The sequence below is a fragment of the Flavobacterium aquaticum genome, from assembly GCF_003259835.1.
GTDB lineage: Bacteria > Bacteroidota > Bacteroidia > Flavobacteriales > Flavobacteriaceae > Flavobacterium > Flavobacterium aquaticum.
This window is the reverse complement of the sequence record NZ_QLMI01000004.1, coordinates 69,536-90,482: the sequence shown is the minus strand read 5'-3', so window position 1 is coordinate 90,482 and position 20,947 is coordinate 69,536. Positions and strand designations below refer to the sequence as shown.

Here is a 20,947-nt window from a genome sequence, read left to right as displayed (position 1 = left end):
TTAATTGAATTTGTCTTTAATTGGGTTGATAAAGAATTGTTAATTAACAGCAAACAAAATAAATATCTCACTATTTTTGATAAAAAAGTAGATGAGGTATTTCCGTTTAATAGTACTTTCGGTTTTCTTTCTGAGTTTTTCTGTAAAAGCTCAAGATTTGATTACGTTTCAAAATTTTGACGAATTGAATGCTTATGTTCAAAATAATTCCGAAAAACCTTTGGTAGTTAACTTTTGGGCTACTTGGTGTGCGCCTTGTGTAAAGGAATTACCGTATTTTCAAAAATTACATGAAGAGAATCCAAATGTGAAAGTGGTAACTGTTAGTTTAGATTTCGAAAAACAGGTTGAAAGTAAATTGAAACCGTTTTTGAAAAAGAAAAATTACACTTTTGTAACCACTTACATGGCGGATAAAAAATTCAACAATTGGATTTTAAAAATCGATGAAAATTGGTCGGGTTCTATTCCGGCTACTTGGATAATCAATGAAAATAAAGGCATTTTTGTAGAACAAGAATTTGCTTCGTTTGAAGAATTAAATCAGTTTGTAAATGAATCACTAACCAAATTAAATTAATACTATGAAGAGAATTGGATTTTTTGCCTTGTTAATGGGCGTTTTAATGAGTTTTACTAATCCTACTGGTTACAAAGTAGGAGATATGGCTGCTGATTTCAAATTAAAATCGGTCGACAATAAAATGTACAGTATGTCGGATTACAAAGACGCGAAAGGATTTATCGTAGTGTTTACCTGTAATCATTGTCCGTTTGCCGTAAAATATGAAGATCGAATTATCGATTTAGCTAAAAAATACAAATCTAAAGGCTACATTTTGTTAGCGATTAATCCAAATGATCCAGTAGCTCAACCAGAAGATAGTTTTGAATTGATGCAAAAAAGAGCAAAAGAGAAAAAGTTTACGTTTCCTTATTTGTTTGATGAAGGTCAGAAAATTTATCCGCAATATGGAGCAACCAAAACACCACATGTATTTTTATTAGATAAGAATTTAGTTGTGAAATACATTGGAGCAATCGATGATAATGTAGAAGATGCTTCTGAAGTGAAAGAAAAATATTTAGAGAATGCTATTGCGGCTTTGGAAAAAGGCCAAGAACCAACTCCAAACACAACGAAAGCAATAGGTTGTTCTATTAAGGTTAAAAAGTAATAAAAAAGGCGAAACATTTGTTTCGCCTTTTTTATTTTAAACCCAAAAGATCAATTTTATTTCCAACAGTAATTTTTTTCATTTCACTTTCCAATTGGTTAAATTCAATTTTGCCAACCTTTTTGGAAATAGTCTTATTTTCAAGAATTAAAATTTCGTCACAAGTATCATTTAAAGTAGAAAAAATATGGGAAGAAATAATAACTGTTTTTCCCAGTTCTTTTAATTTATGAATGATTTCGGTAATTATGATATTACTTTGAATATCTACACCATTAAAAGGTTCATCTAAAATGAAATAGTTGTTTTCCTGAAGTAAAATAGCAGTTAGTGCTAATTTCTTTTTCATTCCAGTAGAATATTTTGATGCATATTCATTTAGTGGTAAGTCAAAAATATTACTTTTTTCGAAGTCAATAGTATGGATATTTCTTGCATTACATAATAATTGAATATATTCTTTTCCTGTTATTTTTGAAAAAAAATAAGGTTCAGTTACCAATAAGCCTAAATGGTTTTTTAACTTCGGTATGTCAGATTTTATTTCTCCCTCAAACGTTTCTAATCCAGCAATACAATTAAATAGAGTCGTTTTACCTGCACCATTTTCTCCAACAATACCGTATACTTTTCCGTTTTCAAAAAATATACTTATTGAATTTAATACTATTTTGTTACCATATTTTTTCGATAAATTTTCAATTTGAATCATTTTAGAAGCGGTTTAAGTTGTTTTAAAGATTGAAAATAAAAATAAGGAATAACAAAAACTAACATCGGTGGTAAATAAATACTAAAAGCGATTAGTACACCTTGAATAATATTCATTTTATCTGGATACGCTGCATATTTCGCTAAGATAATTGTTATTAGGAACACATAACCAACGAATACAAAACTTAAAATCGTAATGAGATTTTCATAAAAGTAGATGCCCAAAACAATAGTAATTGGAAGTGCTAGGTATGAAAAATAGATTAAGGAAGTTTTAATTTTTTGAATCAAAAACATTTTTGGGTTCAAATTGTAATTCCAAACAAAAAATGAGGGTTCGGATATGGAATAATAACTGAAAACTATAGCCAAAATAGATATTAAAGATGCAATTCCAAGATTTAAATTGCTTACTTCAATAGCTTTAAATGTTATGAATAGCGATATAAGGAAAAAATAAAAAGTATTTCTAAACCCAATTGTGAATTCAAATGGCTGTTTTGAAAAAGGTGTTGGTATGGTTACATTATAATCTGATTTCAGATTAATAGACCCTAAAATGGTTCCAATGATTAAAAAAACAGGAATGAATTGAAAATCTTTCAGATAGATTAAAAAACCAATAAATGGTAAAGCAATTATAATGTTTTCTGTGATTCTTATTTTTTTATATTCTGAAGATTTAAAGCAATATTTTAAAAATCTATTTCGTTTAACATCACTAAGTTTTAGAACTAATGTTAAATAGGATAGTAAATAGACATATATAGCATAATCTACTTTTTCAAAAAGTGTTTTAGACCCAAAAATGAAAGCGCAAATTAGAATTAAATAGCCTAAAATTACAGGCATTCCATATTCAATAAATGAACGATTTATCATTTTATATTGAAGATGGAAATAGTATTTCATTATTTACTAAATCTATGCAATGTAAACGTCATGGCTGTTAATAAAAAGAAAGCCATAATTTGATGCGCTAATCCTAACCAAAGAGGTACGTGGAATAATAAAGTAAAAACTCCTAAAATAAATTGTATAAACACAAAAACTAACAACATTTTAACTCCGTTATCTTGGGTTTTGTCTAAAGTGATTTTTCTACTTTTAATGAATAAATAAATGATTGAAAAAACTACAACATAAGCAAAAGTTCGGTGAATGAATTGCACGCCACTTTTTCCTTCTGTGAATGCTAATAATAAATTAGATTGTTCTAATTGGATACTTTCATGAAAAAATTGTCCGTCGCTCATTAAAGGCCAATGATTGTGAATTAATCCTGCATTTAATCCGGCAACAAATCCGCCATAAATGATTTGGATAATTAAAACTACTAAAGCTATTCGGGCGATTTTTCTTAATTCAACAACAGGTAATTTTCTTTCAGGATAAATTAAATCTAAAGCAACCCAAAGTGTGTAAGCAAACGTAATAAAAGCAAACGTTAAGTGAATTGCTAATCTAAAATGACTCACATCAGGCATGTCTTTTAAACCGCTGGCTACCATGAACCAACCTAAAAATCCTTGAAAAGCGCCCATTCCCAATAGAATGAAACATTTTTTGATGGTTTCGTTATCTAATTGTTTTTTGATTAAGAAATAAACGAATGGAATAATGAAAACCACACCAATAATACGGCCAATAAAACGGTGAAACCATTCCCAAAAGAAAATGAATTTGTAATCATCTAATTGAAAATCTTTGTATTGATTTACTTTTTGATATTCTGGATATTTCTTGTATTCTTCAAAGGCTTCCACCCATTTTTCTTCTGACATAGGAGGGAAGGTATCATTGATTAAATGCCAATCGGTCATGGACAACCCCGAGTTAGTTAAACGCGTAATTCCGCCCACAGTTACCATGATAAATAACAAAACACATCCCGAAAGTAGCCAATAAATGACCGATTTATTTGTTTTCATTTTTCTTGATATTCAAAAAGCACCCCAAATTTACATAATGTGCATTTGAAAAGTGCTTTAACAGATTATAATTTTTATACTTTTTTCAATCCCATTTTTGAAGCTTTGTTTAGGACAAAATCCTTAGCAGCTTCATATTCATTCGGAATTTCACCTTCTAAAATAGCTTCTTTAACCGCTTCTTTTAAAACTCCAATTTCTCTACAAGGTTTCAAACCAAATAATTCCATAATTTCTTCACCCGAAATAGGAGGTTGAAATACACGAACTCTGTCTTTTTCTTCCACTTCTACTATTTTCTCTTTTACGATGTCGAAGTTCTTATGATATTTCTGAAATTTCTTTGGGTTTTTAGTTGTGATATCTGCTTTGCATAAAGTCATCAAACTATCAATATCTTCGCCTGCATCAAAAACCAAACGACGAACGGCGCTATCCGTAACAATATCCTCAGCAATTACAATTGGTCGCGAACTCATCGTAACCATTTTTTGCACGAATTTCATTTTATGATTTAAAGGCATGTGTAAACGCTCAAATATTTTTTTGACCATTTTTCCACCTAAAAATTCATGTCCGTGAAACGTCCAACCTTGTTTTTTGTTAAATCTTTTTGTTGGAGCTTTTCCAATATCATGCAATAATGCCGACCAGCGTAACCAAACATCATCTGTATTCGGGCAAATATTATCTACTACTTCTAAAGTGTGATAAAAATTGTTTTTGTGCGTGTGACCTTCTACTTCTTCAACATTATTTAAAGCGGTTAATTCAGGTAAAATAATGTCTAATAAACCCGTTTGGTACAAATGTAAAAATCCGATGGAAGGTTTATCTGAAGCAAGAATTTTATGCAATTCATCAACAATTCGTTCGCCCGAAATGATGTTAATTCTATCTTTATTTTTAGAAATAGCCTCTAAAGATTCCGATTCGATTTCGAAATTCAATTGCGTAGCAAAACGAATCGCACGCATCATTCGCAATGGATCATCGGAATACGTAATATCTGGATTTAAAGGTGTTTTGATGATTTTGTTTTTCAAATCTTCCACACCATTAAAAGGATCAACTAAATCACCAAAGTTTTCAGAATTCAATGAAAAAGCTAACGCATTTATCGTAAAATCTCTTCGTTCTTGGTCGTCTTTTAAAGTGCCATTTTCAACTAAAGGATTTCGGCTATCGTGTGTGTAAGATTCTTTTCTAGCACCCACAAATTCCACATCAATGTCATCATAACGTAACATCGCAGTTCCATAATTTTTAAAAACTTGCACTTTTGGACGGAAAGGAATCAACTCTGAAACTTTTAAAGCCAATTCAATTCCGCTACCCACAGCAACGATATCGATGTCTTTTTTGTGGTCTCTGTTAAGCAATATATCGCGGACAAAACCACCAATCACATAGCATTCCAAGTTGAGTTCTTGTGCTGCCTGTGAAATGATTTTGAAAATTGGGATTTGAAGTGTTTCTGTGTAGTTCATATTTTTTTTAAGCCACTGATTCACAGATTTATTTTATGATTCTTTTGTATTCGAGCGATGTTTTATTAAAATTAACCAAAATAGCAAGCCTATGTCCTGAAACGTGAAGATAATTTATACATTGTGAGATATGTTTATCATCAAAAGAGTTTACTGATTTAATTTCAATAATAATTTTATCTAAAACCACAAAATCAGCATAAAATTTATGATTTAAAATAACATCTTTATAATGTACTAAATACTCTTTCTCTCTTTCAAAGAAGAAATTAATCTTGTTTAGTTCATATTCAAAAGCGTCTTTATAGACTATTTCAGAGAAACCTTTGCCTAGATTTTTGTGAACTTCCATTAATGCTCCTATAATTTTATAGGTTTCTTCTTCGTACAAATAATTTGACATAAATTTTAATAAAAATCAGTGAATCTGTGGCAAAAAGCTACTTTCTAATAATCTTCACTTGGTTATCTAAACCTAATTTAATAATCGTAGAAGGATTTTTGCAAACTTTATCGTGGTGCAAATTTACTACATAGTCGACACCTTTTATAATTTCGGGACTAATTTCTTTGAAAGTTTTTGGTGTAGGTTCGCCTGAAATATTAGCAGAAGTGGAAACTAATGGTTTTTTCATGCGTTCCATTAGTTTAAAGCAGAAAGGTTCTGTAACTATTCGAACTCCTAACGTGCTATCTTCTGCAACAATATTTTTGGCTACATTTCGAGGATTATCTAAGATTAAAGTTGTTGGTTTTTCAGATAAATCTAGGATTTGCCAAGCCACTTCAGGAATTTCTTTAAAAACGTTGTACATCATACGTTCGCCGTTCATTAAAACAATCATGCTTTTGGTTTCTTCACGTTGTTTTAAAGCATAGATTTTTTTTACAGCTTCCTCATTTGTAGCATCACAACCAATTCCCCAAACGGTATCGGTTGGATATAAGATAATGCCGCCATTTTTAATGACTTCGAATGCGTTGTATACTTCTGTGTTTATGTCTCCCATTTTAAAATTGTCTTTATTAAATGATAAAGGTGATTCTTCAATTTTTAAATTATTTACCCAAATATTTAGGTAAAAAATTCTAAGCATATTTTTTTGATTTCAAATAAAATTTCAAAAAACTAAGGCTAAAATTGTTCACAAATTTACGATTACTAACAAACATATTCATGAAAAAATATTTTATTATTATTTCCTGAATGACGAATTGTACTTTTTTAGGTATTCTCGGATTTAAAAATTATTAGAATTTTATTAATTTATAAATTTTAATATTGTAATCTCTATCTTTGAAACTTACAAGAGGTATTTAAAATAATGAAAAAATCAACAATTCAACTTCACGATATTAAGGTAGAAAATAATAAAGTAATTTATGACTACAGTTATAGTTCAGATTTAAAGATTTATTTTAAAAATAAAGAAAAGTTATATGTTACTTATGATTTTGAGGTAAGTGCTATTCCTAAAAGTATTTTAGCTATTCCTTGGTTAGCTAATTTTATTACTATTTCTTGGTTTTCGGGATGTACCATTATAATTGATGAAATTGATGATGATTTTTTAGAATGTTTAGAAATTTTGAAAAAAAGTTTTGCAGAGGAACATGTTGTAATTTTAGCTAAAAATTCAAATTTAATAGTAAATAAAAGTATAAAGAACACCTATGCTGTTGATAAAGAAGCAATGCTTTTTAGCGGAGGTTTAGATGCTTGGACTACTTTTTTAAAACATAAAGAAAAAAAATTAGATTTAATTACTATTCAGGGTTCTGATATTGAATTAGGAAATGTTGAGAAAATGAATTTGATAAGAAATTCTTACCAAGAAAATTCTTTGTTAACTGGATTACCTGTACATTTTATTGCTTCTAATTTTCGTGATTTTCATACTCGTCACTTAGAAAAGTTAATTTACTTTAATTATGTTGATTGGTGGACTATGGTACAATTTGGTATTGTTTTAACCGCTTCAACAGCTCCTTTAGCCTATTATTATGGTTTTTCAAATGTTTTTATTGCTTCTAGTCTTAATGAAAAAGAAGATATGGTTTGGGGTTCATCTAAATTAGATAATCATATAAAATTTGGAAATACAACCATAACTCATGATGGACAAGAGTTTAATAGATTTCAAAAAACAGAATTTGTTGTTAAACATGTTGATAATTTGGATAAAACATTTCCATTAAGGGTTTGTTATAAACATAATTTTTCTGGTTTAAATTGTGGAAAATGTGCAAAATGTTTAAGAATGATTATTTCATTAATTTTAAAAAACAAAGATCCAAATGATTTTGGATTTAATGTAAATAAGAATGTATATGATCTTATTTTTAATCAACTAACTAATTCATCATTCGGTTTTAGGGAATATGCTTTTTGGCAAGAAATTGATTCAGAAATTAATAATAATATTGAATTTTATGTTTTTGAAAATGAAAAAGAAGAAAAAGAAAAAGAAGAAAAAGAAAAAATACTACATATAAGTTCTTTATTTAATAAAATAAATGCAAATTTCCCTAGTAAAACATTTAAAATAAAACGATTAAAAAATAAATTGAGAAATAAATGGCTTCTTTGGAAAGTAAAAAACATCTTGTAAAAAGATACCATCTATTCCAATTTAAATTTTATTTTTTCATAAAATTAATTACTGTTTCTTTAATATTATCTCTTATAACTTTAAAATCATCTTTATTTTTAAATGCTGATTTTAAATTAAATTTTTCGCCATCTTTTAATAAATCACAAGATAATTTATTTCCGTTTGTGTGGATAATATGAAAAAATTCTTTAATTCCATTTAGTCTACAAGAGCTTACGTTATGGTCGTTTGGAATATCAATATACAACGTAGGAGTTCCTAAAGATAAACTTGGCAAAGCACAATGAATTCTAGATGTAACTACATATTTTGCCGAAGCGTATTTTCTTAATAATTCTTCACCATAAGCAAATATTTCGGCATCATTGTTAAATTTATTAGCAGGCATGTAATGTTTTACATAGATAGCTTTTTTTAAAACTTCATCATCAAATAGTTGTGAAAATGAACGGTAAAAATCAACGGTTTTTTTCCAACTCTTTTTGTTGTTATATCTTATGTATCTGGAACGAATAACACTAATAGTATTAAATTTTGTTATCAATAAATACAAACGAGTTAATTGATCAGCTAAACCTCTTGCTTTTTTATATCTTGGGTCAACAAAGTAAATGTTATCATTTTTTTCGTTTGAACTATATTTTTCTGATAATGTTAAGGTAAGACAACCTGTGTAATAACATTTTACTCCTAAACTTTCTAAAAACTCTAAAGTAAAGTAGTCTCTACATCCAACAGGTTCATTTTTTTTATAAAAATTGACGATTTCTTCTTTTCTAAAATGAGAATGAACAGAAGTATTGATGTGATGCGAAACCAATAAAGGTGTTATTTTTTCTGATGGAGGAAAATTTTCTCCGTTCATTAAAAACCAACCATTCATAATTAATTTTACTTGTTCACCATCATACTCGTTTAAAGCTTCTCTACTAATTAAAATAGGATCTTGATTGTTTAAAAATTGTTTAGCGGCTAAACTTTGGATATAGTCACCAATATTTAATCCATTGTCTGTGAAATCATATTTTAATAAAGCTTCTTTCATGCTTGAATTTTTTAGTTTTATGTATTTATGAAAATAGTAAAATATTTTTAATTATGCTATTTTATAATAGTTTTTGTTTATTTTATTGAATGAGCTTTGATAAATAAATTTATATAATTTAAATAGTATTTTCATAGCAAAATTTCTATTCCCGTATAAGTCTAGTAGTTGAATAGATTTTTTATTTATGATGTAGTTGAATATAAAAATTTTTTTTTCGATTTTCATATTTAGTTTTACAATATTTCTTTCCACAATTGTTTTGTTAAAGCAAATTTCAATTTTCTTAAAAATTTCTTCTTTGTTAATATCAATAAATTTATCAATTAGTTCTAACATGTAGATTTTTAAAAAAATGATATATACTCCAATTAAATCTTTTGTTTTTTTGTTGTTGCACTTTAGATAGTACTTATTATAAATTTGCTCGATTATCGTTAAATAGTCAAAAATATTCTTTTGTTTAATGTTTTTCGTTATTGCATTTTCATTATTTACGTTGTAATAGTAAGTTGTTTTTTCTGAACAAAAAATCGTATTTGCCTTTAGCATAGTTTCAAAATACCATAACACATCTTCATGTAAGATTCCATTGTAAAATTGCAAGTTATAATTTTTTAAAAATTCTAAACGATACAAACGATTTTGTGCTATACAAGTCGTGGTGTTTTCAACCATGAATTTAATAAAACTATCTTCAATATTATGAAGTAATTCGTTTTTTGGCCATTCATTTAAAAGATGTTTAACAGGTTGTAATTCCTGACCATTTGTACATAAGGTTTGACCAAAAACGATATCGATATTCTTATTTGACTCAATAATTTTAAATAAATCAGTTAAAGCATTTTCGGGGATACTATCATCAGAATCTAAAAAAAAGATATATGTTCCCTTTGCAAGATTAATACCGTAATTTCTTGTACTTGATAATCCTTTATTTTCTTGAGTAATAAAACAAAATCGGTTGTCGTCTTTTATTTCATCATTAATAATTTGTTTGCTGTTATCTTTGCTACCATCATCAATAATTATACATTCCCATTCTGTAAAGGTTTGATTTTTTATTGAGTTTATCGTGTTTTTTATGAATGATTCTCCATTAAAACAAGGGACAATAATAGAAATAGAAGGCCTCATATAATGCTCTATTTAATTAAACAAATATATCATTATTTTTAGATATTAAATAGTTGTTTTGAGTACTGTAATTAACAATTAATGTGTTACTTTTATTTTTATAATAATTCAATAACTTATTTAATAAATTTTAGTTGAAAATAAGTAATAATCTAATGAAAATACTTTATTTCTACCCTGAAAATCCAGCCGCTTTAAATCAAGGAAATAATGCCAGGGCATTTGCCTTGCTTCAGTATTTTAAAAATAGAAATCATAAAATTGATTATGTAGGAATTGCTTCAAAATCATTTTCTGAAGGTGATTTAGAAGCAATTAAAAATGCTAATTTGATAGAAAATGGTTTTCTTTTGAAGAGAGATAAGCGTATTTCTAAGACTTTATCATATTTGTTTACTTATGCAATTCCAAATAAATTAAAGGGCAGAATTAGAGATTTTGATAGGACAAGATTTGGACATAAAGAACAGTTTTCTAAAATTTTGAAAGATAATCAGTATGATTATATTATTATTTCTTATGCTTATTGGGCAGAATTAATAAGAGAAAATAAACATTTAAAAAATGCTAAGTTAATAATTGATACCCATGATTTTTTGACTTCTCAATTTCAAAATCAGAAGCGATTTAATTTAGGGAAATATTTCGATAAAGAAATTGAAGTTTTAAATTTGTTTCAAAAGGTTTGGGTCATTTCTTCAGATGAGAATTATGTCTTTTCGCAATTTGTTTCAAGTGATGTAATCACGATTCCACATGCTTTGGAAGTTAAATTTCAATTGAATAGCACAAAAAAATATGATTTGGTTTATGTTGCTAGTAGTAATGAGCATAATGTGAAATCGGCAAAATGGTTTTTTGAAGAAGTTTATCCTAAATTAAACGCTAATCTATCAACTTGCGTTGTTGGAAAGATTAACGAACATATTCCAGAACTTCCAAATGTTACTAAAATGCATTTTGTAGAAGATTTAAATCAAGTTTACAGCGAATCAAGAGTCGCAATTTGTCCAATGTTATCGGGAACTGGACTTAAAATTAAAGTGGTTGAAGCACTTTCTTTTGGTTTGCCTGTTGTTTGTAATGAAAGAGGAATTGATGGTTTATTAAACAAAACTAACAATGGTTGTTTGGTTACCAATGATGCAGCAACTTTTTCAAAACATATAGAACAATTGCTAGCTGATAATAATTTTTATGGGCAACAACAAACTTTAGCTAAGAATTTCTTTTTGAATTATTTGTCAACAGAAGTTGTTTATTCTGAGTTAGATAACATTTTTAAATAGATTGAATCACATTTCGCAAATGTTCTTTTGAAAAGGGTTTTAAACTGTCTTCACTAGCATTGCTTAATTTTTGCCAAAGCTCTTCGTTTTCATAAAGCTCAATAATTTTATTGGCAAATTCAGTAGAATCGTTGGTTATTATAGCATGATTATTATTTGTTAAATTCATTCCTTCTGCACCAATATCTGTTGTAATAACGGGTAAATAATATTCAAATGCTTGACCAATTTTACCTTTTACACCAGCACCATATCGTAATGGAGCCACCATTAATTTACTATTTAAAAAGTAAGATGTTACATTTGGAACATAACCTAAAAATTCAAACATGGGATGTGAAATTCCTTTGATTTCTTCAATAACATCTCCAATAATTTGAACTTTTATTTCTTTATTTATTTTCCAAACTTTAGGCATAATTTCATTGTAAAGAAAGTAAATAGCATCAATATTTGGGGTGTGTTTTGAACCAATAAATAAAATGTTTTTCCTTTGGTTAAAAGTTGGGATTTCAGTTTTACTAACTTTTGGATAATGGATATTTGAAATAGTAATTACTTTTTCTGGCGATACATATTTACTAATTAACTCTTTTTCTTTCTCGGAAATTGCAACAACAATTGAAGCTTTCTTGATTAATTTAGTTTCTATTTTTTTGTATTTGAAATACCTTTTGTAATCTGAAATTTTAAACGGATTTAATAATAGCGATCTTTTATATCGTAAAAAATGTACATCTACCATATCATAAATAATTTTTGATTTAGGTAAATGCTGACAAACAAAATTCAGATTCTTTTTAAATGAATTTGGACCATTAAACCAAACATAGTTTACATTTTCTAAAGATTGAATTTTTTCAACCTCAGAAATATTTACAATAGTAACTCCTATTTCTGAGAAATAATTCCAATATTTACTACTTGAATCGGTATCATTTTTTAAAAAATAACATTTAAAGTCACAGTTAAGAAACTCTTCAATAATCTCTTTTAATCGATTAGCTCCAGAATCTTTATCGAATGTAGGAAGACTGTTACTAACAAAAACAATACTTTTTTTCATTTGATTTTTAATTATTTCTTTAAAAGAGAATGATTCAATTTACCACCTTTTATTAAAACTTTAAATAAATTCCAATATTCAGGTTTAAAAAAACTTCTGGTGAAATATTTTACGATTAAGAATCCTAAAATAAGTTTATGAGCTAACCAACCATAATGTTTTCTAATGACATAAAGTGTAGACAGTTTTAACTCTGTTTTTATTGCAATCGACTTTTTTGTACTTGCACCGTGAAAATGGATAAATTTAGCTTCGGGGATTAAGTAAGCGTATTTGTTTAATTTTAATAATCTCTTGCAAATATCTGTTTCTTCTTGGTAAAGAAAAATTTTAGTATCAAATCCTCCAATTTTATCAAAATCTTCTTTTCTAAATACCATAAAACTTCCGCTAACAAATTGACCTCTTTGAGGTTTAGAATATATTTGTTTTCTTTTTGGGTATTTTTTTGGATTTATAAATTCTAGAAAAGCTCTTCCAAATAATTCTTTACTAGGTGATGTAAAGTGGTCAATTGTAGGTAAAAATTTGCCATTTTCTTTAAATGATTGTGGACTACATACACCAAAGCTTGGATTTGATTCCATTGCATCAATTAAGATAGAAAAACAATCGTTTTGAAGAATAGTATCGTTATTAACAAAGGCTAAAAATTTTCCTTTAGCTTTAGATAATCCAACTGTATTTCCACCTCCAAAACCACTATTTATCGGATTTTTAATTAAAGTTAAATGGTTAAATTTTTTTATTTGCTCTTCTAAGTTACTAAGATCAGAAATTTCAGAACAATTATCAACAAGAATTATTTCGTAATTTATGGAATCAGAAATAGTATTTACAATACTCTCTATACAATTTATAGTGTATTTACTCGTATTGTAGTTAATTATTATTATTGATAAATCCATTTGTTGTTTACTATCGTAAGTTAAATAAAATGCAATTTTTTTAATTTAATTCTTAATTTATATAATTTTACAAAATCAATCAAATCAAAAAAGTGAAATTCAATGAAAATATTACATATATCTGGAGCAAAAGGATGGGGTGGCAATGAGCAACAGATGATGTATATTTTACCCGAATTAGCAAAAAATAAAGTTGATAATTTAGTTTTTGGTATTGAAGGTTCAGTATTAGAAAGCCAATGCGCTAAAAAATCAATCTCATTTATTGGAGTCAAAGATAGAAAATTAAATAAACTAAGAAACGTTTCTTTATTAAAGAATGTTATTCGCGATTTTCATCCAGATATAATCCATTTACACACAAGTGATTCATTAACATTTTATGTAATTTCAAAAATTCTGTTTGGAATTAAACCAAAAACGGTTTTTTCTAAAAAAGGAATGGGGACGAGTAGTAGTTTTTTGAGTAATTTAAAATATAATTTTAAAGGATTATCTTCCATTATTTGTGTTTCAAATTCAGTTAAAAGAGATTTAGGTAAAATTTTAAACGAAAAAGCGAAAAGTAAAACGGTAGTTGTGCATGATTGTGTTTCGTTAGAAATATTAAATCTGAAACCAGTTTTAAATTTAAGAGAAACCTACAAAATTGACTCAGAATTTAAAGTTGTTGGAAATATCGCTAATCATTCCAATGCAAAAGATTTACCAACGTTCATAAATGTCGTTGATGAAGTAGTAAATAAATTAAACCGCAAAAACATTAAATTTATTCAAATTGGCGAATTCACAAAAAACACGCCTGAATTACAACAACTAATAAAAGATAAAGGATTAGAAGATGCAATAATCTTCACTGATAAAATTGAAAATGCATCTTCATTAGTTCCACAATTTGATGCTTTTTTAATGACATCGCAAAGAGAAGGTGGACCAACGTCTGTTCTTGAAGCCATGCTATTAGGAACTCCAGTAGTTTCTACTCAAGTTGGAGTAGTTCCCGATGTTATACAAGACGGTAAAAATGGTTTTATTGCTCCAGTTAAAGATTTCAAGCAATTGGCTACTAAAGTTATTACTCTTTTAGATGATGAGAACTTAAAGTCTGAATTTGTTATAAAAAGTAAAGCAATTATTCAAAATGATTTTAATGCAGAAAACATTGCTAAGCAAACCAAAGAAGAATACGTAAGAGTAATGAAATTATAAATACTGATTCACACCTTTTTCAACAAAAGTTATCTTTTTTTCTCTTACTTCATCTTCAATAGCATTGTTTAAATGAATGTGACTTTTGTCTTGTTCTTTATGATAAATATGATAAGCAATTCCAACATTTTTTAATCGTTTTCCTAGAATTCCAATGTTGTGAATGCGTTGAATTAACTCAGAATCATCAACTCCCCAACCCACTAAACCTTCATTAAAACCATTTACTTTAATGAAATCTTCTTTCCAAAACGACATGTTACAACCTCTAAGTTTAGAAGAACGTTTATCGTGAAGCTTAGCAGAATTCATAAAGAAAGGGATTCGTAATGTCCTTCCACGTTTTTTAATTCCTTTAGAAAAGAAATGAAATGAAGTAGTTTTGTTTTTGAAAATACTTTCTAAAATCGATTTTTGAATATTTACTCGCGAACCAAACAAATAAACCCCTTTTTCAGCATAGGTTAAATGATCTTTTACAAAATCGGGATGCATGATGATATCGCCATCAATTTCTACTATGTATTCATATTTAGCTTGAGCAATCGCTTTATTCATGATTTTTGGCTTTTGATTGCCATTATCTTCATGCCAAACGTGAATTAACGGAACAGGAAATGATTTTTGAAAACGCTCAATTAGCAAACGAGTTTCCTCTTTTGAACCATCATCGGCAATAATTACTTCATTAGGTAAAACAGTTTGTTTAGTAATGCTTAAAAGTAATAATTCAAGCGCTTCGGGCCAATTATATGTTGGTGTAACTAAGGAACATTTTGGTAATTCTTTCATATTCGTTTGCTAAAATCATGTAAAAATATTCAATAAATTGGAATTATAACCAACAATAGCTACTTTTGAATAAAAAAAAACATGCTAGCGCAGTATCATCCCAACTTCATAAAATATAAAACTCAAATTGAAAATTACATTACCCATTTTACATCATCTGGTAAAGATTTTGTTATTGGAAAACGTAATGCAATTAAACTTTTTGAATTGGGAAATGATGTGATTAGCATAAAATCGTTCAAGAAACCTAACATCATTAACAAAATTGCTTATCGCTATTTTAGAAAATCTAAAGCACGTCGTTCTTTTGAATTTGCTTCTAAATTGATGGAAATGAAAATAGGAACGCCACAACCTGTAGCTTTTTTTGAAAATTATGATTTTATAGGATTAAAAGAAAGTTATTACGCTTGCGAACATTTAGAAAATGTATTTGAATTCAGAGAAATTGTACAAAATGAAGCTTTTGAAAATAGAGATTTTATCATCCGAAAGTTTACCCAATTTACCTTTGAAATGCACGAAAAAGGCATTGAGTTTTTAGATCATTCACCAGGAAATACCTTAATTCGTAAAAATATTGACGGAAGTTATTCCTTTTTTCTAGTAGATTTGAATCGAATGCAGTTTCATGAAACTATCGATTTCAAAACCCGAATGAAGAATTTATCGAAAATCACACACAAGAAAGACATGATTGCAGTGATGAGTAACGAATACGCAAAACTTTCAAACGGTGACGAAACTACTATTTTTGAAACTATGTGGGGATTAACGGCCGATTTTCAATATCGCTTTCACCGAAAAAAAAGAATCAAAAAGAAATTAAAGTTCTGGAAAAAGTAGTATTTTTCACTTTTAATTCGTTAGATGAAATTATCGGTAATTATCACCACTTACAATTCGGAAGAATGGCTTCAAAAAGTGCTTGTTGGATATAGTGTCCAAACTGAGCCAGACTTTGAGGTTGTTATTGCCGATGATGGTTCTAGCGAAAAAACAAAAACAATAATTGCATCTTTTCAAAATCAATTTAAGTTTCCAATTGTTCATATTTGGCAAGAAGATAATGGTTTTCAGAAATGTAAAATCTTGAATAAAGCTATTCTCAAAACCAATTCTGATTACTTGCTTTTTACCGATGGCGATTGTATTCCTCGAAAAGATTTTGTTGCCCAACATTTAAAGTACCAAGAAGAAGGCTATTTTCTTTCTGGAGGTTATTTTAAATTACCAATGGAAACTTCTCAGAAAATTTCTTTAGAAAATATCCAAAATCAAGATTGTTTTTCGATTTCTTGGTTGATAAAAAATGGCGTTTCTAAGACTTTTAAATTATCAAAACTGACCAAGATTTCACTTTTTGCGACTTTCATGAATTGGTTAACTCCTACAAAACGAACTTTTAACGGTCACAACACGTCTTGCTTTAAGAAAGATTTAGTTGCCGTAAATGGATTCAATGAAGAAATGCAATACGGTGGTTTGGATAGAGAAGTGGGCGAACGTTTGTTTAACTTCGGAATTTTATCGAAGCAAATTCGTTATAGTGCCGTTTGTTTGCACTTAGACCACAAAAGAGGTTATGCAACTGCTGAAACTTGGGAGAAAAATAATTCCATTCGAAATTATAATAAAAAACACAATGTGACTTTTATTGAAAATGGTTTGTCAAAATATCTTAGCGAATAATCTCGAAGAAATCTTTCAATTTCTCTTTAATTAGCTCAATCGGATATTCTTCAAAATATTTAAAGGTGTTTTCTTTGATGTATTTCTCGTCAAATTCAGCATAAATTTCGGGTTTCAAATCTTTTAAATGAATGGAGATGTTTTTCTCATCTTCAAAAATTTGCCAAGTTTCTTTATCAACACTAGGCGAAAACAAGGAAAATGTTGGAACAAACAACGCTTTTGCCATATTTACACTTCCGCCTTCGTTTCCAATCAAAGCATCACATTGCGACAGTAATCCTAAAAACGAACGCAAATCATTGGCATACAAATCAAAATAAATGCGTTGTTGTGTTTCGGGTTGACACAAATCGAAGATTTTTTGAGCGTCTTCTTTTTGTTTTGGAATGTAATTGAATAGCAAATTTGCATCAGTAGTTTGCACTGTGAAATCTAACAATTCTGCCATTTTTTCAAACGGATAGGTTTTGTACCACTCGCTACCTAAAATCCCAATCATAAAAGTGGGTTTGTCGGTTTTTAATGGGAATTTTGACAGCATTTCCTTTGCTTGATTAATTTCCAAATCCGTTAAAAAAACTTTTGGTTTATAATCGGTAATTTCTTCTTTAATTAATGGTTCTAATAAACGTAAACGATTAATAATTGCCAAACCAATATCCGATTTTGTACCGTTTTTTAGTCGTTCAATATTGTAATTGTAAAAAATATTGGAATAGCCTTTCTTATACGAAATTTTATATTTAGCACCAGAAAAAAGCGTGATTAAATTGGTTTCCAACTTACTGTAAGCATCAATCACCGCGTCATATTTGGTACTTCTGATTTTGAAAATAAATTGAAAAAGCGAAAGATAGTTTTTTCGCACTTTTTCTTCCAAAACTATAATATTATCAATATTCGGATTGTTTTTTAGTACATCAACACAATTGGCGTAGCACATGTAATCCACTTGCGCATTCGGATATTTTTGCTTCAAATTATTGGATAAAATAGTTGAGGTAAGTACGTCTCCAATTCGCTTTTGTTGTATGACTAAAATTTTCATTTTTGATAAATTATTTGGCTAAAATACACTGATTTTGAAACTTTGCCAACAAAATAAATTGATTACTTTTGTGAAAACTCAATTTTTATGGCAATTAGCGGTTTAGTCATTACTTATAATGAAGAGAAAAATATTGGAAAATGTATCGATGCTTTGTTTGAAGTGTGCGATGAAGTTATCATTGTTGATTCGTTAAGTGCTGATAATACAGTAAAAATTGCCGAAGAAAAAGGAGCAAAAGTAATTTCTCAAAAATTTCTTGGCGATGGACCACAACGCACGCATGGATTACCATTTTGCAAAAACGATTGGATTTTAAATTTAGATGCAGACGAGTTTTTAGATAAAGATGCTAAAGAATTCATTTTAAAGGAAAAATATTTAGAAGGAAATTACGATGCTTTCTCGTTTCGAGTAAAGAATTTTTTAGCCGACGAATTAATTGATTTTTCAGGTTGGTATCCCGATCATAAAGTGCGTTTTTTCAACAAGAAAACAGCAAAGCCTTCAGAAGCTAAAGTGCATCAAAAAATTGAAACTACTAACGAGAAAAAAGTAGCTGTTCATATTTTACATTACGGTTGGGAATCTTTTGAGCAAATTATCGCTAAGAAAAACCAATATTCCACTTGGCATGCACAACAACTTTTTGATCAAGGAAAAAGAGTGGGAGCAATGAAACCTGTAATCAATGGTTTAACCGCTTTTATCAGATGTTATTTCTTTAAAAAAGGAATTTTCAACGGAATTGATGGCATTACAATTGCTTTAATCCAAGGATTTTTCTCGCACATGAAGTACGCCAAATTACTGAAATTACAACGCCAAGAAAAATTACTGAAGCGTTAATTTATTTCCAATCATTCGCTCGTTAAACGATTGAATATACGCTTTTATAAACGTTTCCATTTCAGTTGCTTTTGCTTTCTCGGTTTTGATTAAATTGGTTTTTAACAATTCATCTTTCTTGAAATTACACAACCCTAAAGATTTTTTTCCGTCGAAAGCTAAGTAATAATCACCCGAAATATAATGGTAAATGTTGTCTAAATAATACACCACAAAATCTTTTTCAGATTTGTACGATTTTCCATAGGTAATCATTTTACTATCAATATTCAAATAATCAATTATCGAAGGCATGATGTCAATTTGTTGTAAATTCTTCTGATTTTTCCCAACGATAGAAGGATTTGAAGGATCGAAGAATAAAATAGGTACTCTAAATTTTCCGACATTAGTTTTAAACTTTTTCTCGGTTGGTTCAGACGAAGTGTGGTCGGAAGTTATTACGAATAGTGTGTTTTTATACCAATCTTCTTTAGAAGCCGTTTCAAAAAAGCGTTTCAAAGCATAATCAGAATAAGCAATACTTTCATGAATTTTAGTAGTTCCTTTTGGAAATTTACCTTTGTATTTTTCTGGAATTATGTATGGATTGTGAGATGAAATCGTAAAAATTGTACTGAAAAAGGGTTGTTTGAATTCGGTCATCTTCCCTGAAAAATATTGCATAAATTCTTCGTCAAAAATGCCCCATCTTCCATCAAAAGCTTCTGGACCAACGTATTCATTCTTGCCAAAATAATTATCAAAACCAGCTACTTTACAATATTGATCAAAATTCTGACTTCCGTTAAAAGCACCATGAAAAAATGCAGTTTGATAACCATTATCTTTTAAGATTTTCGGTAAACCATACACTTCGTTAATCGAATAACTTGATGTAATCAACGAATTATTCATCAAACTCGGAATACTCGAAAGCGTAGAAGGAACCGCATCAATAGAAAGTTTTCCATTAGCAAAACCGTTTTCAAAAAACAACGATTTTTCAATCAAACCATCTAAAAAGGGTGTTTGTCCGCGCTGAATATTTTCTCTTCCAAAACTTTCTAAAATGATAATCACCACATTCTTTTTGTTCGGATTTTCAGCTGATGAAATTTCAGTTATTGGATTGAAAATTTGATTTAATTCCGTTTCCGAAAAGTATTTTGGCGATTCTAATGTTTCTTTTTTACCAATAGTTTTAATAATGCAAAAAGGTGTATTCAACACAATAGCCGACTGATTTATCGAGCCATAATTTACAGCATCAACAATACGCAACGGTTTTTTCTGGAAACCACCACGACCTAACAAGAATACAAATCCCATTAAAAGCACAAACATTCCTGATTGTTTTGCAATTTGTGACCAGTTGTAACTTTGTTCTGTTGCTGATTTTAAATTCGGAATTACTTTCCAAAATAGTATTCCTAGAACCAAAGCAAGAATTGGTAAATACCAGAACTCAATTAAAAACGAAAAGATTAATCCGCCAATTTCATTTTCCATTCCGCTTGCGGTAATCATGCCAAAAGTACTTCTTCTTCCGGTGAATTTGTAATATTCGAAATCTACAAAATTGGTTAAGATGAAGATGAAATTCACAATAAAGAAACCAATTTTCAAATACTTTTGATAGTTAGGTTTGTATTTAAAATTTCCTGGAATAAAATGCAAAAGTGCAAAAACTAAGTTGATGTAAGCTATTGCCGATAAATCAAAATGAATACCGCCTAAAAAACCTTTAGCAGAAATGTTTTCAAAGGCATTTTTATTGAAAAAGTAAAACAACAAACGACAAATTTGGTAAATAAAAAGAACCACAAAAAAACGCTTGAAAAATAGTTTTACACTGCTAAAATAGTTTGACATACAAAGGTAATTTTTAGCAAATTTAACTATTCATATAAAATTTACAATTTATTTACTTGTAATTTACTTTTGGAGGAAAATAAAAATTCCAATTCACAACAATTTTGTCATGAATTGGAATTCA

21 protein-coding genes are annotated in these 20,947 nt (G+C 28.6%); 8 read left to right on the top strand and 13 right to left on the bottom strand.

Features of this window, described 5'->3' with window-relative positions:
- Positions 1-91 precede the first annotated feature (91 nt).
- Positions 92-580 (top strand): TlpA family protein disulfide reductase, encoded by a 489-nt coding sequence (locus tag B0I03_RS07225; RefSeq protein WP_111566787.1) that lies wholly within the window; start codon positions 92-94, stop codon positions 578-580.
- A 4-nt stretch (positions 581-584) separates the two neighbouring features.
- Positions 585-1,178 (top strand): thioredoxin family protein, encoded by a 594-nt coding sequence (locus B0I03_RS07220; RefSeq protein WP_111566786.1) that lies wholly within the window; start codon positions 585-587, stop codon positions 1,176-1,178.
- Positions 1,179-1,209: 31 nt separating this feature from the next.
- Here the strand turns inward: B0I03_RS07220 and B0I03_RS07215 are convergent, their stop codons facing one another.
- The 6 genes from B0I03_RS07215 to B0I03_RS07190 form a co-directional block, all read right to left on the bottom strand.
- Positions 1,210-1,890 carry an ABC transporter ATP-binding protein gene (locus B0I03_RS07215; protein ID WP_111566785.1) on the bottom strand — a complete coding sequence of 227 codons (681 nt, stop codon included), beginning with the start codon at positions 1,888-1,890 and terminating at the stop codon, positions 1,210-1,212.
- Positions 1,887-2,804: an ABC transporter permease gene (locus tag B0I03_RS07210; RefSeq protein ID WP_111566784.1), complete on the bottom strand. Its 918-nt coding sequence runs from the start codon at positions 2,802-2,804 to the stop codon at positions 1,887-1,889. The genes B0I03_RS07215 and B0I03_RS07210 overlap by 4 nt, the downstream gene beginning before the upstream one ends.
- On the bottom strand, positions 2,804-3,823 hold the full coding sequence (locus B0I03_RS07205; RefSeq protein ID WP_111566783.1) for a COX15/CtaA family protein: 1,020 nt from the start codon (positions 3,821-3,823) through the stop codon (positions 2,804-2,806). The genes B0I03_RS07210 and B0I03_RS07205 overlap by 1 nt, the downstream gene beginning before the upstream one ends.
- Before the next feature lie 74 nt (positions 3,824-3,897).
- Complete coding sequence (locus B0I03_RS07200) at positions 3,898-5,313, bottom strand: CCA tRNA nucleotidyltransferase (RefSeq protein ID WP_111566782.1); 1,416 nt, start codon at positions 5,311-5,313, stop codon at positions 3,898-3,900.
- 28 nt (positions 5,314-5,341) lie between these two features.
- On the bottom strand, positions 5,342-5,716 hold the full coding sequence (locus B0I03_RS07195) for a GxxExxY protein (protein ID WP_111566781.1): 375 nt from the start codon (positions 5,714-5,716) through the stop codon (positions 5,342-5,344).
- Positions 5,717-5,753: 37 nt separating this feature from the next.
- Positions 5,754-6,323 carry an L-threonylcarbamoyladenylate synthase gene (locus tag B0I03_RS07190; protein WP_111567016.1) on the bottom strand — a complete coding sequence of 190 codons (570 nt, stop codon included), beginning with the start codon at positions 6,321-6,323 and terminating at the stop codon, positions 5,754-5,756.
- A 315-nt stretch (positions 6,324-6,638) separates the two neighbouring features.
- Between B0I03_RS07190 and B0I03_RS07185 the strand changes: the two genes are divergently transcribed.
- Entirely contained in the window at positions 6,639-7,925 is a 1,287-nt protein-coding gene (locus B0I03_RS07185) for a hypothetical protein (protein ID WP_111566780.1), read from the top strand.
- A 28-nt stretch (positions 7,926-7,953) separates the two neighbouring features.
- Here the strand turns inward: B0I03_RS07185 and B0I03_RS07180 are convergent, their stop codons facing one another.
- Complete coding sequence (locus tag B0I03_RS07180; RefSeq protein ID WP_111566779.1) at positions 7,954-8,973, bottom strand: polysaccharide pyruvyl transferase family protein; 1,020 nt, start codon at positions 8,971-8,973, stop codon at positions 7,954-7,956.
- Between the two features lie 51 nt (positions 8,974-9,024).
- Entirely contained in the window at positions 9,025-10,113 is a 1,089-nt protein-coding gene (locus tag B0I03_RS07175; RefSeq protein ID WP_111566778.1) for a glycosyltransferase family 2 protein, read from the bottom strand.
- A 155-nt stretch (positions 10,114-10,268) separates the two neighbouring features.
- On the opposite strand from B0I03_RS07175, the gene B0I03_RS07170 reads away from it, so the two are divergent.
- The gene (locus tag B0I03_RS07170; RefSeq protein WP_111566777.1) at positions 10,269-11,402 is read left to right on the top strand and encodes a glycosyltransferase; all 1,134 of its coding nucleotides are present in this window, start codon (positions 10,269-10,271) and stop codon (positions 11,400-11,402) included.
- Here B0I03_RS07170 and B0I03_RS07165 read toward each other — a convergent pair.
- Positions 11,395-12,468 carry a glycosyltransferase family 4 protein gene (locus B0I03_RS07165; RefSeq protein ID WP_111566776.1) on the bottom strand — a complete coding sequence of 358 codons (1,074 nt, stop codon included), beginning with the start codon at positions 12,466-12,468 and terminating at the stop codon, positions 11,395-11,397. The genes B0I03_RS07170 and B0I03_RS07165 overlap by 8 nt on opposite strands.
- A gap of 11 nt (positions 12,469-12,479) precedes the next feature.
- Positions 12,480-13,376 carry a glycosyltransferase family 2 protein gene (locus B0I03_RS07160; RefSeq protein ID WP_111566775.1) on the bottom strand — a complete coding sequence of 299 codons (897 nt, stop codon included), beginning with the start codon at positions 13,374-13,376 and terminating at the stop codon, positions 12,480-12,482.
- A 102-nt stretch (positions 13,377-13,478) separates the two neighbouring features.
- Between B0I03_RS07160 and B0I03_RS07155 the strand changes: the two genes are divergently transcribed.
- Positions 13,479-14,585 (top strand): glycosyltransferase family 4 protein, encoded by a 1,107-nt coding sequence (locus B0I03_RS07155; RefSeq protein ID WP_111566774.1) that lies wholly within the window; start codon positions 13,479-13,481, stop codon positions 14,583-14,585.
- On the opposite strand, the gene B0I03_RS07150 is transcribed toward B0I03_RS07155, so the two are convergent.
- Positions 14,580-15,377: a glycosyltransferase family 2 protein gene (locus B0I03_RS07150; RefSeq protein WP_111566773.1), complete on the bottom strand. Its 798-nt coding sequence runs from the start codon at positions 15,375-15,377 to the stop codon at positions 14,580-14,582. The two genes, B0I03_RS07155 and B0I03_RS07150, sit on opposite strands and share 6 nt — an antisense overlap.
- A gap of 81 nt (positions 15,378-15,458) precedes the next feature.
- Here B0I03_RS07150 and B0I03_RS07145 point away from each other — a divergent pair, with 81 nt between their 5' ends.
- Together B0I03_RS07145 and B0I03_RS07140 are read left to right on the top strand one after the other, a co-directional pair.
- The gene (locus tag B0I03_RS07145) at positions 15,459-16,223 is read left to right on the top strand and encodes a lipopolysaccharide kinase InaA family protein (RefSeq protein ID WP_111566772.1); all 765 of its coding nucleotides are present in this window, start codon (positions 15,459-15,461) and stop codon (positions 16,221-16,223) included.
- 24 nt (positions 16,224-16,247) lie between these two features.
- The gene (locus B0I03_RS07140; RefSeq protein ID WP_111566771.1) at positions 16,248-17,069 is read left to right on the top strand and encodes a glycosyltransferase family 2 protein; all 822 of its coding nucleotides are present in this window, start codon (positions 16,248-16,250) and stop codon (positions 17,067-17,069) included.
- Here B0I03_RS07140 and B0I03_RS07135 read toward each other — a convergent pair.
- The gene (locus B0I03_RS07135) at positions 17,059-18,120 is read right to left on the bottom strand and encodes a glycosyltransferase family 9 protein (protein WP_111566770.1); all 1,062 of its coding nucleotides are present in this window, start codon (positions 18,118-18,120) and stop codon (positions 17,059-17,061) included. The genes B0I03_RS07140 and B0I03_RS07135 overlap by 11 nt on opposite strands.
- Before the next feature lie 87 nt (positions 18,121-18,207).
- Between B0I03_RS07135 and B0I03_RS07130 the strand changes: the two genes are divergently transcribed.
- Positions 18,208-18,969, top strand: coding sequence for a glycosyltransferase family 2 protein (locus B0I03_RS07130; RefSeq protein ID WP_111566769.1), 762 nt, complete (start codon positions 18,208-18,210; stop codon positions 18,967-18,969).
- Here B0I03_RS07130 and B0I03_RS07125 read toward each other — a convergent pair.
- Complete coding sequence (locus tag B0I03_RS07125; RefSeq protein ID WP_111566768.1) at positions 18,955-20,823, bottom strand: LTA synthase family protein; 1,869 nt, start codon at positions 20,821-20,823, stop codon at positions 18,955-18,957. The genes B0I03_RS07130 and B0I03_RS07125 overlap by 15 nt on opposite strands.
- Between the last annotated feature and the right edge of the window lie 124 nt (positions 20,824-20,947).

Bases quoted from the DNA above. Each gene is read 5' to 3' on its own strand.
- B0I03_RS07175 (WP_111566778.1), bottom strand. From the start codon at position 10,113: ATGAGGCCTTCTATTTCTATTATTGTCCCTTGTTTTAATGGAGAATCA.
- B0I03_RS07165 (WP_111566776.1), bottom strand. From the start codon at position 12,468: ATGAAAAAAAGTATTGTTTTTGTTAGTAACAGTCTTCCTACATTCGAT.
- B0I03_RS07170 (WP_111566777.1), top strand. From the start codon at position 10,269: ATGAAAATACTTTATTTCTACCCTGAAAATCCAGCCGCTTTAAATCAA.
- B0I03_RS07195 (WP_111566781.1), bottom strand. From the start codon at position 5,716: ATGTCAAATTATTTGTACGAAGAAGAAACCTATAAAATTATAGGAGCA.
- B0I03_RS07205 (WP_111566783.1), bottom strand. From the start codon at position 3,823: ATGAAAACAAATAAATCGGTCATTTATTGGCTACTTTCGGGATGTGTT.
- B0I03_RS07160 (WP_111566775.1), bottom strand. From the start codon at position 13,376: ATGGATTTATCAATAATAATAATTAACTACAATACGAGTAAATACACT.
- B0I03_RS07155 (WP_111566774.1), top strand. From the start codon at position 13,479: ATGAAAATATTACATATATCTGGAGCAAAAGGATGGGGTGGCAATGAG.
- B0I03_RS07135 (WP_111566770.1), bottom strand. From the start codon at position 18,120: ATGAAAATTTTAGTCATACAACAAAAGCGAATTGGAGACGTACTTACC.
- B0I03_RS07220 (WP_111566786.1), top strand. From the start codon at position 585: ATGAAGAGAATTGGATTTTTTGCCTTGTTAATGGGCGTTTTAATGAGT.
- B0I03_RS07180 (WP_111566779.1), bottom strand. From the start codon at position 8,973: ATGAAAGAAGCTTTATTAAAATATGATTTCACAGACAATGGATTAAAT.
- B0I03_RS07215 (WP_111566785.1), bottom strand. From the start codon at position 1,890: ATGATTCAAATTGAAAATTTATCGAAAAAATATGGTAACAAAATAGTA.
- B0I03_RS07130 (WP_111566769.1), top strand. From the start codon at position 18,208: ATGGCAATTAGCGGTTTAGTCATTACTTATAATGAAGAGAAAAATATT.
- B0I03_RS07225 (WP_111566787.1), top strand. From the start codon at position 92: ATGAGGTATTTCCGTTTAATAGTACTTTCGGTTTTCTTTCTGAGTTTT.
- B0I03_RS07140 (WP_111566771.1), top strand. From the start codon at position 16,248: ATGAAATTATCGGTAATTATCACCACTTACAATTCGGAAGAATGGCTT.
- B0I03_RS07210 (WP_111566784.1), bottom strand. From the start codon at position 2,804: ATGAAATACTATTTCCATCTTCAATATAAAATGATAAATCGTTCATTT.
- B0I03_RS07190 (WP_111567016.1), bottom strand. From the start codon at position 6,323: ATGGGAGACATAAACACAGAAGTATACAACGCATTCGAAGTCATTAAA.
- B0I03_RS07200 (WP_111566782.1), bottom strand. From the start codon at position 5,313: ATGAACTACACAGAAACACTTCAAATCCCAATTTTCAAAATCATTTCA.
- B0I03_RS07185 (WP_111566780.1), top strand. From the start codon at position 6,639: ATGAAAAAATCAACAATTCAACTTCACGATATTAAGGTAGAAAATAAT.
- B0I03_RS07125 (WP_111566768.1), bottom strand. From the start codon at position 20,823: ATGTCAAACTATTTTAGCAGTGTAAAACTATTTTTCAAGCGTTTTTTT.
- B0I03_RS07145 (WP_111566772.1), top strand. From the start codon at position 15,459: ATGCTAGCGCAGTATCATCCCAACTTCATAAAATATAAAACTCAAATT.
- B0I03_RS07150 (WP_111566773.1), bottom strand. From the start codon at position 15,377: ATGAAAGAATTACCAAAATGTTCCTTAGTTACACCAACATATAATTGG.